We start from the raw sequence: 13207 nt of genomic DNA on the forward strand, positions 1-13207 counted from the left end.
TTGCTCCTCCTGGCACTCTCACTCATTGAGTGCTAACGACGCTCCATAGTGCAGCATTCCGTGGTCTCAGTCCACTGCGGCCGCCCGACGGTGATCCACCCCACGTGCCACCGCCCGCCCCGGCAGGGCCGGTTCGAGCCGGGACCGCAGCGCCACCGCCACCAGCAGGGCGAGCCCCGTCCCGGCCAGCGGCACGGTGAATCCGGCGTGCGCGCCGAAGCCGTCGGCCAGCCGTCCGGAGGCCGTGACCGCCAGGGCCTGCCCCAGCGCCACCGCCCCGGTCAGCCAGGTGAACGCCTCCGTCCGCACGGTCGCCGGAACGAGCGACTCCACCAGGGTGTATCCGGTGACCAGGGCCGGGGCGATGCACAGCCCGACCAGCAGTCCGAGCGCGCCGACGGCGGCGGCCGAGTCCACCGCCCACAGCGGCGACGTCGCCAGGGCGAGCGCCGTGTACGCGATGAGGAGCCGCCGGTGCGGCGGCCGCCGCCAGGCGACGGCACCGGAGACGGCGCCCGCCAGCATGTTGCCGCCCGCGAAGACCCCGTAGAGCGCCCCGTTGAGGCCCGGGTGGCCGATCTCCTCGGTGAAGGCCGTGAGCGAGACCTGCATTCCCCCGAACACGGATCCGATCCCGAGGAACAGCACCGCCAGCACCCGCACGCCCGGCACCGACAGCGCGGACGCGGGACGCTCCCCGCGCCGTCCCGCGCGGACCGCCGGTCCGGAAGCCGCGCCGGCCGCCTCTGCCGCCGTCCCCGTCCCCGCTCCCGCGCCGGGCTGTCCGGCGGCCCGTCGTACGGACGGCTGCGTGTGCCGCTGCGCCGCGAAGAGCAGGCCGCCGAGGAATGTCAGGGCGCCCTCGGCGACCAGCCCCGCCGCCGGGTGGACACCGATGCACAGGGCTGTCGCCAGCACCGGGCCGATGACGAAGGTCAGTTCGTCCGTCACGGATTCGAACGCGGCAGCCGTCGACAGCAGCGGCGACGGTCCCCCGCGTCCGCCGCCGTGCCCGCCACCAGAGCCGCCGTCCGCGGCGTTCGGAGCGTCCCGGGCCGGGCCGTCCGCGTCACCGCTCAGCAGGGCGGCCCAGCGCGCCCGCACCATCGGCCCCACCTGCGGCACCGAGGCGCCCGCCGGGACGGCGGCCGCGAACAGCGCCCACAGGGGCGCCGCCAGCAGCGCCAGAGCCGTCAGCAGGGCCACCGCGGCGGTGTGGACCAGCACGCCCGGGACGAGCACCGCGGCCTGTCCCCAGCGGTCGGCGAGCCGGCCGCTCTGCGGCGCGAACAGCGCCATGGAGACACCGGTGGCCGCCGCTACCGCTCCCGCCGTGCCGTACGAGCCGGTGGTGTGCTCCACCAGCAAGACGATGCTCAGCGTGAGCATCGCGAACGGCTGCCGGGCCGCGAAGCCGGGGAGCAGGAACGTCCATGCGCCGGGAGTGCGCAGCAGCGAGCCGTAACCGGGACGGCGCCCGCCGGAACTCTTGGTGACCGTGGCTGCCACGGCCGTACCTTTCTGCCGCCTGGTAGCGCATCCGCGGCGCGTGGCCGCCGGGTGCGCCGAGAGCTGTCCTCTTGCGCCGAACCGGGGTAGATACCGGGTCCGCATCCCAGGAGGACGGGATGTCAGGGGACCGAGGCCGCCGTACGGTCGCGCCAGCTCTGCGTCAGGCAGGGTGGTGTGTCGGTTGCCCGGCCATCGTACAAGGCGGCCGCCTGGCGCGCCGGACGCCAGTACGAGCGCGGGGGCCGGGGCGAGGGCCGGGACGCGGGCGGGCGCTGCCACTGTGGACCGGGAGCCCGTCTTCGGCCCAGCCCGCCGATCCGCCCGCCAGTCACCGCGGCGAGCGGGGGCCCGCGCCGAGACCGGCACCGGGCGCAGCGCCGCGCGCGGGACCGAACGCCAATGCGAGCACAGCACCGGCCGCGCACCGGGCCCGGCCGCCACCCGCCCCCGCGGCGGGCGCCGCCCTCGCGCCCCGCCGCCCCCGTACGCCGCCCCCGCCGTCAGCCCGTTCCCGGCTCCGTGCCCAGCCATCCCGCGAGCTTGCCGCCCCGGGCCACCGCCCGGAGCCGCTTCTCCGCGGAGTCCCGGACCGGGTCGGTGGCGACGACCAGGAGTTCGTCCCCGCGGCGCAGCATGGTCGTCGGGCCCGGGACGAAGCTCTCGCCGTCGCGGACGACCAGGGTGACCGCGGCCCCCGGCGGCAGTCGCAGCTCGCCGACCTCCACGCCGTGCATCCGGGAATTCTCGGCGACCGTGGTCGACAGCAGATGCCCGCGCAGCCGCTCCAGCGGCGCCGATTCGATGCCGAGGTCCGCCGCGGCCTCCGGGTCCCGGAGCCGCAGCCGGCGGGCGACCCAGGGCAGCGTCGGGCCCTGCACCAGGGTGTAGACGATCACCAGCAGGAAGACGATGTTGAACAGCCGCCGGCTTCCCGGCACCCCGGCCACCATCGGGATGGTGGCGAAGATGATCGGTACCGCGCCGCGCAGCCCGGCCCAGGAGAGCAGGGCCTGTTCCCGCCACGGCATCCGGAACGGCAGACTGCTGAGCAGCACGGACAGCGGCCTGGCCACGAAGGTCAGCACCAGTCCGACGATCACCGCGGGCCAGATGTCGTCGACCAGTTCGTGCGGTGTGACCAGCAGGCCCAGCAGGATGAACATGCCGATCTGCGCCAGCCAGCCGAGCCCGTCGGCGAAGCCGCGGGTCGCCGGCGCGTGCGGCAGCTTCGCGTTGCCGAGGACCAGCGAGGCGAGATAGACGGCGAGGAAGCCGCTGCCGTGCGCGAGGGCACCGGCCGCGTAGGCGGTGACGGCGATCGCCATCACGGCGATCGGATAGAGGCCGGAGGCGGGCAGGGCGACGTGCCGCAGGGCGAGCGCGCCGAGCCAGCCGACCGCCAGGCCGATGGCCGCGCCGATGGCCAGTTCGAGGACGATCGTTCCGATCAGCAGGTACCAGGCGTCGACCGGACCGGTGGTGGCGAAGGCGACGACCAGGATGACCACGGGTGCGTCGTTGAAGCCGGACTCCGCCTCCAGCGCGCCGGTCAGCCGGGACGGCAGCGGCACTCTGCGCAGGACGGAGAAGACCGCGGCCGCGTCGGTGGAGGACACCACCGCGCCGATGATGAGCGACTGCCGCCAGTCCAGGCCGACGAGATAGTGCGCACCGGCGGCCGTGATGCCCACGCTGGTGGCGACACCGACGGTGGAGAGCGCGGCGCCCACCGGCAGCGCGGGTCTGATCTCATGCCACGCGGTGCCGAGACCGCCCTCCGCGAGGATCACGACGAGAGCGGCATAGCCGATCACCTGGGTCATCTCGGCGTCGCTGAAGTCGATTCCGAGCCCGTCGGACCCGATCGCGACCCCGATGCCGAGATAGATCAGCAGGCTGGGAAGCCCGGACCGCGAGGAGATCCGTACCGCCGCCACCGCGACGAGCAGCACGACCGAGCCGAGCAGCATGAGTTCATTCAGCTGATGGATAGTCAGGGGCCTGGACCCTTCCGTGAGGTATGGGACGTTTCGTCCCGCGCGACCGGCCGGAACTTCATTGCCTTACCTAACATTTTACGGGTTCTTGACGTCTCCGTGAGCCGTACCGCCGGACTTGACTCCGTGTAGGGGCGACCGCGTGCCTGCGCCTACAGTTGCTCCAGCACTCCCAGGACCACCCTGCCCCGCGAAGGACAGCGATGCCCGCCAACACAAACGGCCCTTCCGGCAAGAAGAAGAGGGGCCGCGCGCGGCTCCTCGTGATCGCGATCGTGCTGGCCCTCGTGGCGGGTGTCGGCTACGGCGCGTTCTGGAGCGTGAGCACCGTCCGCGCGTCCTTCCCCGAGACCACCGGATCGATCCGCCTCAAGGGCCTGTCCGGGCCGGTCGAGGTGAAACGGGACGGCCACGGCATCCCGCAGATCTACGCCAGCAGCGACGAGGACCTCTTCCGCGCGCAGGGTTATGTGCAGGCGCAGGACCGCTTCTGGGAGATGGACGTCCGCCGCCATCTCACCGCCGGCCGGCTCTCCGAGATGTTCGGCGCGAGCCAGGTCGAGACCGACGCCTTCCTCCGCACCCTCGGCTGGCGCCAGGTCGCGGAGAAGGAGTACGAGACCAAGCTGTCGTCCCGGACGAAGAAGTACCTCCGGGCGTACGCCGACGGCGTCAACGCCTATCTCGCCGAGCACGAGGGCGCCGCGCTCTCCGTCGAGTACGCGGCCCTGGGCTTCACCAACGACTACAAGCCCGAGGCCTGGGACCCGGTGGACTCGGTCGCCTGGCTGAAGGCCATGGCCTGGGACCTGCGCGGCAACATGCAGGACGAGATCGACCGCTCCCTGATGACGACGAGGCTCTCCGCGAAGCAGATAGACCAGCTGTACCCGGACTACCCCGCGGACCGGAACAAGCCCATCGTGCGCGACGGCGCGGTCGGCGAACTGACCGACACGTTCGACCCGGAGGCGACCGCCACGGAGACCGGCACGGGCAGCGGCACGGGCGCCGGCGGCACGGGCACGGGTGTTCCCGGGGCGGGCGCGGGCACCGGCACCGGCGGTACGGGCACGGGCGCCGGCACCGGCGGCCTCCAGTCCCAGCTCGGTGCCCTCTCCAAGACCCTGGAGGAGATCCCCGCCCTCCTCGGCCCCAACGGCGACGGCATCGGCTCCAACTCCTGGGTGGTCTCCGGGAAGCACACCACCACGGGCAAGCCCCTGCTCGCCAACGACCCGCACCTGGCACCGCAGATGCCGTCCCTCTGGTACCAGATGGGCCTGCACTGCCGCTCCGTGAGCGACAAGTGCCGCTATGACGTCGCGGGCTTCACCTTCTCCGGTATGCCGGGCGTGATAATCGGCCACAACCAGAAGGTCTCCTGGGGCTTCACCAACCTCGGCGCCGACGTCACGGACCTCTACCTGGAGAAGATCACCGCCGACGGCTACCTCTACGACGGCGAGCAGAAGCCGTTCACGACCCGCAAGGAGACCATCAAGGTCGCGGGCGGCGCCGACCGCCGGATCACCGTTCGCAGCACCGCCAACGGCCCGATCGTCTCCGACCGCAGCGACGAGATGGGCGACGTCGGCAAGACAGCGCCCGTCACCGACGGCTCACCCGACCGCGCCAGCGGCTACGCCGTCTCGCTCCGCTGGACCGCCCTCAGCCCGGGCCGCACCATGGACGCCGTCTTCGCCCTCAACGAGGCCGCCGACTTCGACCAGTTCCGCAAGGCCGCCCGGCTGTTCGACGTCCCCGCGCAGAACCTCCTCTACGCCGACACCGACGGCCACATCGGCTACCAGGCGCCGGGCCGGATACCCGTCCGCGGCAAGGGCGACGGCCGCTACCCGGCCCCGGGCTGGGACCCGGAGTACCGGTGGACCGGCTACGTCCCCCAGTCCGCGCTCCCCTGGGAGAAGGACCCCGCCCGCGGCTACATCGTGACCGCCAACCAGGCCGTCATCGACCCGGAGAAGTACCCCTACCTCCTCACCGAGGACTGGGGCTACGGAGCGCGCAGCCAGCGGCTCGACAACCTGGTCCAGTCGAAGATCAAGGACGGCGGCAAGATCTCGACCAAGGACATGCAGACCATGCAGACGGACGACAGCAGCGAGATCGCCAAGCTGCTGACGCCCTACCTGCTCAAGATCGACATCGAGGACCCGTACATCCGCGAGGCGCAGAAGCTGCTGGAGGGCTGGGACTACACCCAGGACTCCGACTCCGCGGCCGCCGCCTACTTCAACGGCGTCTGGCGCAACACCCTCAAGCTGGCCTTCGGCCACAAGCTGCCGAAGGAACTGCGGGTCACCGGCGAATGCCTGCGCGTGCCGCCGGCCGACGACTCCGGCCCGCTGGAGGACCTGGACGGCGACTCCCTGGTCCGCGAGTGCGGCGAGCGGGCGCGGGACGCGGCCCAGCCGGACGGCGGCGACCGCTGGTTCGAGGTCGTCCGGACCATCCTGGAGGACGAGGACAACGACTGGTGGAAGACGAGCACCCGCCCCGACTCCGGTGAGGGCGACCGCGACAAGCTGCTGAAGCAGGCCATGGCGGACGCCCGCTGGGAGCTGACCGCCAAGCTCGGCAAGGACATCGACAGCTGGAGCTGGGGCCGGCTGCACCAGCTGACGCTGCGCAACCAGACGCTGGGCATCAAGGGCCCCGCCGTGCTCCGCTGGGCGCTCAACCGCGGCCCGTGGAACCTCGGCGGCGGCGAGGCGGCAGTCAACGCGACCGGCTGGAACGCGGCCGGCGGCTACGGCGTCGTCTGGGTGCCGTCGATGCGGATGATCGTCAACCTCGCGGACCTCGACAAGTCCCAGTGGATCAACCTCTCCGGGGCGTCGGGGCACGCGTACAACACGCACTACAGCGACCAGACGACCAAGTGGGCCAAGGGCGAACTGCTGCCCTGGGCGTTCAGCAAGAAGAGCGTCGAGAAGGCGACCGAGGACACCCTGGCGCTCATCCCCTGAGCCCGCCGCGGGGCGGCTCCGGTACTCCGGCGCTCCGGGCCCCGCACCGTCCACCGGCGGCCCCGGTGCACCGCGCTCACACGACGCGGCGCACCGGGGCCGCGGCGCATCGGGCCGCAGTGCACCGCCGCGGCGCACCGGGCGCCGTCAGGCACCGAAGCGGCGCACCCCCGAGGGCGTCACGGCGGCCTGAACGGGCCGGTCGTGCGCCTCGGCGGGCACCTCCTCCAGCACCTCTTCCTCGTACACCAGCATGATCAGCGCCGGGTCCGCCCCCGCCTCCGCCAGCCGCTCCAGCACCCGGTCGTACGAGCCGCCGCCGCGGCCCAGCCGCAGCCCGCGGCCGTCCACCGCGAGCCCCGGCAGCAGCAGCGCGTCGGCCTCCAGCACGGCGTTCAGGCCCAGCGGCGCGTCCGCCGGCTCCCTCAGCACCATCCGGCCCGCCCGGCCGGCCGCCACCAGCCGCTCCGGCCCCGCGTACGGGGCCCAGTCGAGGTCGTCGTCGTCCCGCAGGACGGGCAGCAGCACCCGCACCCCCCGCGCGCGCAGCGCGTCCAGCAGCGGCCCCGTGGCGGGCTCCCGCCCCACCGACACATAGGCGCAGACGGTGTGGGCGGACGCCAGTTCGGGAAGCGCCAGGGCATGACGGGCGAACGCGGCCCCCGCCGCCGACACGTCATCTTCCGTCAACCGCGACCTCATCTTGCCGAGACCGTGCCGCAACCGGACCTTGCGAGACTTCGGGGTGGTCATCTGAGCCGGGAATCCTCTCGTATGCGGCCACACTTACCGGATCATCACGTTCCGCTCATACGCGCCGGTTATGGTTCTCCGCATGACTGCATCGCGTACCCGGATCAGCAAGGCTGTCATTCCCGCAGCAGGACTCGGGACCCGCTTCCTGCCGGCCACCAAGGCCACTCCCAAGGAGATGCTGCCGGTCGTCGACAAGCCCGCGATCCAGTATGTGGTCGAGGAGGCCGTCAGCGCCGGTCTCTCCGATGTCCTCATGGTCACCGGGCGCAACAAGCGCCCGCTGGAGGACCACTTCGACCGCAACTACGAGCTGGAGGAGATGCTCCGCCACAAGGGCGACGGCGACCGCCTCTCCCGTGTGCAGGAGTCCAGCGACCTGGCGACCATGCACTACGTGCGCCAGGGCGACCCGCGGGGCCTCGGCCACGCCGTGCTGTGCGCGGCGCCCCACGTCGGGCAGCAGCCCTTCGCGGTCCTCCTCGGCGACGACCTCATCGACCCCCGGGACCCGCTGCTGACCCGCATGATCGAGGCTCAGGAGCGGTACGGCGGCAGCGTCGTCGCCCTCCTGGAGGTCGACCCGGACCAGGTCCACCTCTACGGCTGCGCCGTGATCGAACCCACCGGCGACGACGACATCCACCGGGTCACCGGCCTCGTCGAGAAGCCCAGCCGCGAGGAGGCGCCCAGCAACTACGCGCTCATCGGCCGCTACGTCCTCGACGCCGCCGTCTTCGACGTGCTGCGGAAGACGGAGCCCGGCCGCGGCGGCGAGATCCAGCTCACCGACGCCCTGCAGACCCTGGCCCAGAACCCGGACCTGGGCGGCCCGGTGCACGGCGTCCTCTTCAAGGGCCGCCGCTACGACACCGGGGACCGCGCCGACTACCTCCGCTCCATTGTCAGACTGGCATGCGAACGTGAGGATCTGGGACCGGACTTCCGGGACTGGCTTCGGAGGTACGTCGCGGAGGAGATGTAGCACCTTGAGCACCACTGAGCGGGCCGCAGAGGAGACCGCGGAGCCGGGGACGGCCCCCGCGGGCAGCGCCGGTGACCCCGGCGGCGACGCCGGAACCGCCGGAACCGCCGCCGTCCCGTCCCCCGCCCCGGACGGCCGGAGCGGGCCCGGCGGCGGTCGGGGACGTCAGGGAAGCGGAGCCGCACCGCGCGTGTGGAGCGTCGACGAGCACCTGGCCGACATCCTCCGGCACATCCAGCCGCTCGAACCGCTGGAGCTCCAGTTGCTCGACGCCCAGGGCTGCGTCCTCGTCGAGGACGTCACCGCGGCCGTGGCCCTGCCACCGTTCGACAACAGCTCCATGGACGGATACGCCGTCCGCACAGCCGACGTCGCCGACGCGACCGAGGAGTCCCCGGCGGTGCTCACCGTCATCGGCGACATCGCGGCGGGCAGCGGCAGACTGCCCACCATCAGGCCCGGCGAGGCGGCCCGCATCATGACCGGCGCCCCCCTGCCGCCCGGCGCCGACACGGTGGTGCCGGTCGAGTGGACGGACGGCGGCGCCGGCGGCGGCCCCGCCACCGCCATGACGGCCCACAGTGCCGCGCCCGAGGGCGCGGCCGGCGAGGTCCGCGTGCACCGCCCCGCGGAGGCCGGAGCCCACATCCGCTCCCGCGGCGGCGACGTCTCCGCCGGCAGCCCGGTGCTGTCGGCCGGCACGCTCCTCGGCCCGCCGCAGATCGGGCTGCTCGCCGCCATCGGCCGGGCCACCGTCCGGGTCCGCCCCAGACCGCGAGTGGTCGTCATGTCCACCGGCAGCGAACTCGTGCCGCCCGGTACCCAGCCGGGCCCCGGGCAGATCCACGACTCCAACAGCTTCGCGCTCACCGCCGCCGCCCGCGACGCCGGAGCCATCGCCTACCGCGTCACCGCCGTCGCCGACGACGCGGCCTCCCTCCGCTCCGCCGTCGAGGACCAGCTCCTCCGCGCCGACCTCGTCGTCACCAGCGGCGGCGTCAGCGTCGGCGCCTACGACGTCGTGAAGGAAGCCTTCTCCGGAGACGCTCCCGAAGACCTGCCCGCCGATCAGTCCGCCGACCGGCCGGCGGAGCCGGGCGCGGAGACGGACGCGCGGCCGGAGACGGGAGAGCCGGGAACGGAACGGGCCCCCGGCGGCGCAGCGGAGACCGGGGCAGCCGCGGCGACCCCGGCCGTGGAGACCACGGAGCCCGGAGCCACCCCCGCCGCGACGGCCGCCCCCGGCCCCGGCCGCGTCGACTTCCGCAAGCTCGCCATGCAGCCCGGCAAACCGCAGGGCTTCGGCCGCGTCGGCCCCGACCGCACGCCCCTGCTGGCGCTCCCCGGAAACCCCGTCAGCGCGTACGTCTCCTTCGAGCTCTTCGTGCGCCCCGCGATCCGCGCCCTCATGGGCTTCGCTCCGGACGGGCGCGAGACCATCCGCGCGATCTGCCCCGAGGGCATCGCTTCATCGCCCGAGGGCAAGCGGCAGTTCCTCCGCGGCCGTTACGCGGACGGTCTCGTCACCCCGGTCGGCGGCCCCGGCTCCCATCTGGTCAAGGCGCTCGCCGACGCCGACGCCCTGATCGTCGTCCCGGAGGACACCACGTCGGTTCCGCCCGGCGGCGAGGTGGAGGCCATCCTGCTGCGCTGAACCGGAGAAGCCCCGGTACGGTTGCTGCCCTGGAAGGACCGGACCGGGAGAACGATGAGCAGCGCCCAGCAGCACCTCACACACCTCGACGACCGGGGCGCCGCCCGTATGGTCGACGTCTCCGCGAAGGACGTCACCGCGCGCGCCGCCCGTGCGAGCGGCCGTGTGCTCGTCTCCCCGCGCGTCGTCGAACTGCTGCGCGGCGAGGGCGTCCCCAAGGGCGACGCCCTCGCCACCGCGCGCATCGCGGGCATCATGGGAGCCAAGCGCACCCCCGACCTCATCCCGCTCTGCCATCCGCTGGCGGTCTCCGGGGTGAAGGTCGAACTCTCCGTGGCCGACGACGCCGTGGAGATCCTGGCCACCGTGAAGACCACCGACCGCACCGGTGTCGAGATGGAGGCGCTGACCGCCGTCACCGTCACCGCGCTGACGGTGGTGGACATGGTGAAGGCCGTGGACAAGGCCGCGGTCATCACGGACGTACGGGTCGAGGAGAAGACCGGCGGCAAGTCCGGCGACTGGTCGCGCCCGGCCGGGGAGGGCACCGCATGAGCGGCTACCGCGCCCTGGCCGTCACCGTCTCGAACCGCGCCTCCGCGGGCGTCTACGCCGACAAGGGCGGCCCGCTGCTGGCCGAGGGCCTCACCGCGATGGGCTTCGCCACCGACGGCCCCCGCGTGGTCCCCGACGGCGAGCCGGTGGAAGCCGTCCTGCGGGAGGCCGTCGCCGCCGGGTACGACGTGGTGCTCACCACCGGCGGTACCGGCATCTCGCCGAACGACCGCACGCCCGAGATGACCCGCCGCGTCCTCGACCGCGAGATCCCCGGCATCCCCGAGGCCCTGCGCGCCGAGGGCCTGGCCGCGGTGCCCACCGCCGCGCTCTCCCGGGGACTGGCCGGAACCGCCGGCGGCACGCTGATCGTCAATCTGCCGGGCTCCACGGGCGGGGTGCGGGACGGCCTCGCCGTCCTCGGCCGGCTGCTCGTGCACGCCGTCGACCAGCTCCGCGGCGGCGACCACCCCCGCCCCGCCGGCCCGGACGGCGGCACGGGGACGACCCCGGACGGCGGCACGACGCCCCGGGCGCACCGATGACTCCCCTCTGGCCGGCGGCCCTGACCGACGGCGACGTCACCCTGCGCCCGATCCGCATGCGCGACCAGCGGGACTGGCGCGAGGTCAACCGCCGCAACCGCGACTGGCTGCGGCCCTGGGAGGCGACCATCCCGCCGCCCGTGGCGGGCGGGCCGGCGGCACAGCGCCCGACCTACCGTCAGATGGTGCGGCATCTGCGTTCCGAGGCGAACGCGGGCCGGATGCTGCCCTTCGTCATCGAGTACCGAGGCCGGCTGGCGGGGCAGTTGACGGTCGCGGGAATGGCCTGGGGCTCCATGTGCTCCGGGCATATCGGTTACTGGGTGGACCGGGAAGTCGCCGGGCGCGGGGTCACTCCGACGGCTGTGGCGCTCGCGGTCGACCATTGTTTCCGCACGGTGGGCCTGCACCGCGTCGAGGTGTGCATCCGGCCCGAGAACGGGCCGAGCCGCCGTGTCGTCGAAAAGCTCGGATTCCGGGAGGAGGGGCTGCGTCCGCGCTATCTCCACATCGACGGCGACTGGCGCGACCACCTCGTCTTCGCCCTCACGGTGGAGGACGTTCCCGAGGGACTGCTGGCCCGCTGGCACCGGGTCCGGCCCGGAACAGCCCACAAATAAAATATGTGTTCGATATTAAGCGGCAATAGAGCACATTCTCCGTCAGCCCGCCCCGGCAATCGGAAAAAAAGTTCGAACTATCAGCCAGATCGTGCGACACACCGTGGCAATTGGCGGATGGCCTGCTGAAAACCCCTCTACCGTGTGAGGCGTGAGCAGCAGCGGCCTCATCTACGCAGTCATTGTCGGGGCCTGGGCCGCCTACCTGGTGCCGATGTGGCTCCGTAGGCAGGACGAACTCAACGAGGCTCGTCCTACGGAACGCTTCTCCACCGCCATCCGGCTGCTGTCCGGACGGGCCGGTATGGAGCGCCGTTACGCCAAGGACCTGGAGGAGCGCCACTCCGGTGAAGCGGACGACTACGTCGGCCCCGCCGAACCGGAACCGCGCGCCGCCGACCCGGAAGCGCCGACCGACACGGTCGACGTCCGGGCCTTCGCCCTGTCCGCGGCCATGCCGGTGCCCGAGTCGCTGCGCGCCGGCGACGGTGAGCACGCGCCACTCCCGGCGGACCAGGCGTCCGCCGGGCGGGACGGCCGCCGCGCCGTCTCCGTCGCCGAACGGGCCCGCCGCTCCAAGGTCCTCGCCCGCCGCCGCCGGACCACCATGGTGCTGTTCCTGGCCTTCGCCCTCGGCGCGGTCGTCGCGGCGGTCGGCGGGCTGGCCTTCCTGTGGGCCCCCGCCGTCCCGGCCGTGCTGCTCAGCTCGTACATCGTCCATCTGCGCGCGCAGGAGCGGCGCCGCTTCGCCTTCACCATGGACCGGCGGCGCGCCGAGGCCGCCGCCCAGCGGCTGCGCGAGCGCGGCCCGCGCGGTGCCCGGCAGCCGGCGAGGCCCGCCGCCGCGGACGACGCGGCGGCCGGTGAGGAGCCCGGCCCGGCGGCCGCTCCCGAGCCCGCTCCGGCGTCCCCGCACACGGCGGGCCGCCGCGCGCTCGTCGAGCAGACCGACCACGCCGAGTGGGTCGACCAGCAGCGCGAGCGCGTCCGGTCCGAGGGGGAGAGCTGGGAGCCGGTCCCGGTGCCGCTGCCCACCTACGTCACGGCGCCCGTCGCCCCCCGCGCCACCGGTGGCGTGGACCTCGACGCCCCGGACGCCTGGAGCTCCGCCCGCTCCAGCGCGGCCGGACCGTCCGCCGAGCCGTCCGCCGAGCCGTCCGCCGAACCCCAGCCGGAGCCGGGGCCCGCCGCGCGCGAGAGCCGCCGCGAGCGCGGCCGCCGCTCCCGCGACCGGGGCCGCACCCCGCTCTTCGACCAGTACGCGGACGAGGACCGGCCGCGCGCCGCCAACGAGTGATCCCCGGGCCGGATCCCGGCTGTCGGCCGCGATGACCAGCGCGGGAACGGATTTCCAAGCTGCCCGGCCGGGATGCTAGAGTTCCTCACGTCGCAAGGGCCTGTGGCGCAGTCTGGTAGCGCACCTCGTTCGCATCGAGGGGGTCTGGGGTTCAAATCCCCACAGGTCCACAGCGAAGCTCAAGAGCCCCGGCCGGAGAGATCCGGCCGGGGCTCTTCGCGTGCCCGAAAGCGGCCTCGCCCGGCACGCGGGCCCCGGTCGCCCGGGGCCCGTCGGGCGAGCCGGCCGCCGCCGGT

Annotated in this window: 10 protein-coding genes and 1 tRNA gene; 8 read left to right on the forward strand and 3 right to left on the reverse strand. The window is 73.4% G+C overall.

Annotated features, from left to right (window positions below; translation table 11 throughout):
* Positions 1–66: 66 nt before the first annotated feature.
* On the reverse strand, positions 67–1509 hold the full coding sequence (locus IF83_RS0120965) for an MFS transporter (RefSeq protein ID WP_030546396.1): 1443 nt from the start codon (positions 1507–1509) through the stop codon (positions 67–69).
* A gap of 503 nt (positions 1510–2012) precedes the next feature.
* On the reverse strand, positions 2013–3482 hold the full coding sequence (locus IF83_RS0120970) for a potassium/proton antiporter (RefSeq protein WP_107046835.1): 1470 nt from the start codon (positions 3480–3482) through the stop codon (positions 2013–2015).
* 230 nt (positions 3483–3712) lie between these two features.
* Here IF83_RS0120970 and IF83_RS0120975 point away from each other — a divergent pair, with 230 nt between their 5' ends.
* Positions 3713–6502: a penicillin acylase family protein gene (locus tag IF83_RS0120975; protein WP_030546398.1), complete on the forward strand. Its 2790-nt coding sequence runs from the start codon at positions 3713–3715 to the stop codon at positions 6500–6502.
* A 147-nt stretch (positions 6503–6649) separates the two neighbouring features.
* Here the strand turns inward: IF83_RS0120975 and IF83_RS0120980 are convergent, their stop codons facing one another.
* Positions 6650–7255: a 5-formyltetrahydrofolate cyclo-ligase gene (locus IF83_RS0120980; protein ID WP_030546399.1), complete on the reverse strand. Its 606-nt coding sequence runs from the start codon at positions 7253–7255 to the stop codon at positions 6650–6652.
* Between the two features lie 82 nt (positions 7256–7337).
* Between IF83_RS0120980 and galU the strand changes: the two genes are divergently transcribed.
* From galU to IF83_RS0121015, 7 genes are all read left to right on the forward strand, one after another.
* Entirely contained in the window at positions 7338–8240 is a 903-nt protein-coding gene (gene galU / locus IF83_RS0120985) for a UTP--glucose-1-phosphate uridylyltransferase GalU (RefSeq protein ID WP_030546400.1), read from the forward strand.
* 190 nt (positions 8241–8430) lie between these two features.
* The gene (locus IF83_RS0120990; RefSeq protein ID WP_030546401.1) at positions 8431–9894 is read left to right on the forward strand and encodes a molybdopterin molybdotransferase MoeA; all 1464 of its coding nucleotides are present in this window, start codon (positions 8431–8433) and stop codon (positions 9892–9894) included.
* 54 nt (positions 9895–9948) lie between these two features.
* Positions 9949–10449, forward strand: a complete 501-nt coding sequence (gene moaC / locus IF83_RS0120995) for a cyclic pyranopterin monophosphate synthase MoaC (RefSeq protein ID WP_030546402.1) — start codon at positions 9949–9951, stop codon at positions 10447–10449.
* Positions 10446–10994, forward strand: a complete 549-nt coding sequence (locus IF83_RS0121000) for a MogA/MoaB family molybdenum cofactor biosynthesis protein (RefSeq protein WP_051723057.1) — start codon at positions 10446–10448, stop codon at positions 10992–10994. Before moaC ends, IF83_RS0121000 begins: the two co-directional genes overlap by 4 nt.
* On the forward strand, positions 10991–11614 hold the full coding sequence (locus IF83_RS0121005) for a GNAT family N-acetyltransferase (RefSeq protein ID WP_030546404.1): 624 nt from the start codon (positions 10991–10993) through the stop codon (positions 11612–11614). Before IF83_RS0121000 ends, IF83_RS0121005 begins: the two co-directional genes overlap by 4 nt.
* A gap of 151 nt (positions 11615–11765) precedes the next feature.
* Complete coding sequence (gene sepX / locus IF83_RS0121010; protein WP_030546405.1) at positions 11766–12911, forward strand: divisome protein SepX/GlpR; 1146 nt, start codon at positions 11766–11768, stop codon at positions 12909–12911.
* A gap of 96 nt (positions 12912–13007) precedes the next feature.
* Positions 13008–13081, forward strand: a tRNA-Ala gene (locus tag IF83_RS0121015).
* Positions 13082–13207 lie beyond the last annotated feature (126 nt).

It is taken from the genome of Streptomyces albus subsp. albus, from assembly GCF_000719865.1.
Lineage (GTDB): Bacteria > Actinomycetota > Actinomycetes > Streptomycetales > Streptomycetaceae > Streptomyces > Streptomyces albus_E.

What these genes read in the sequence shown, in the direction of transcription:
- IF83_RS0120970 (WP_107046835.1), bottom strand. Translation starts at nt 3,482, where the DNA reads ATGCTGCTCGGCTCGGTCGTGCTGCTCGTCGCGGTGGCGGCGGTACGG.
- IF83_RS0120975 (WP_030546398.1), top strand. Translation starts at nt 3,713, where the DNA reads ATGCCCGCCAACACAAACGGCCCTTCCGGCAAGAAGAAGAGGGGCCGC.
- IF83_RS0120980 (WP_030546399.1), bottom strand. Translation starts at nt 7,255, where the DNA reads ATGACCACCCCGAAGTCTCGCAAGGTCCGGTTGCGGCACGGTCTCGGC.
- galU (WP_030546400.1), top strand. Translation starts at nt 7,338, where the DNA reads ATGACTGCATCGCGTACCCGGATCAGCAAGGCTGTCATTCCCGCAGCA.
- moaC (WP_030546402.1), top strand. Translation starts at nt 9,949, where the DNA reads ATGAGCAGCGCCCAGCAGCACCTCACACACCTCGACGACCGGGGCGCC.
- IF83_RS0121000 (WP_051723057.1), top strand. Translation starts at nt 10,446, where the DNA reads ATGAGCGGCTACCGCGCCCTGGCCGTCACCGTCTCGAACCGCGCCTCC.
- IF83_RS0121005 (WP_030546404.1), top strand. Translation starts at nt 10,991, where the DNA reads ATGACTCCCCTCTGGCCGGCGGCCCTGACCGACGGCGACGTCACCCTG.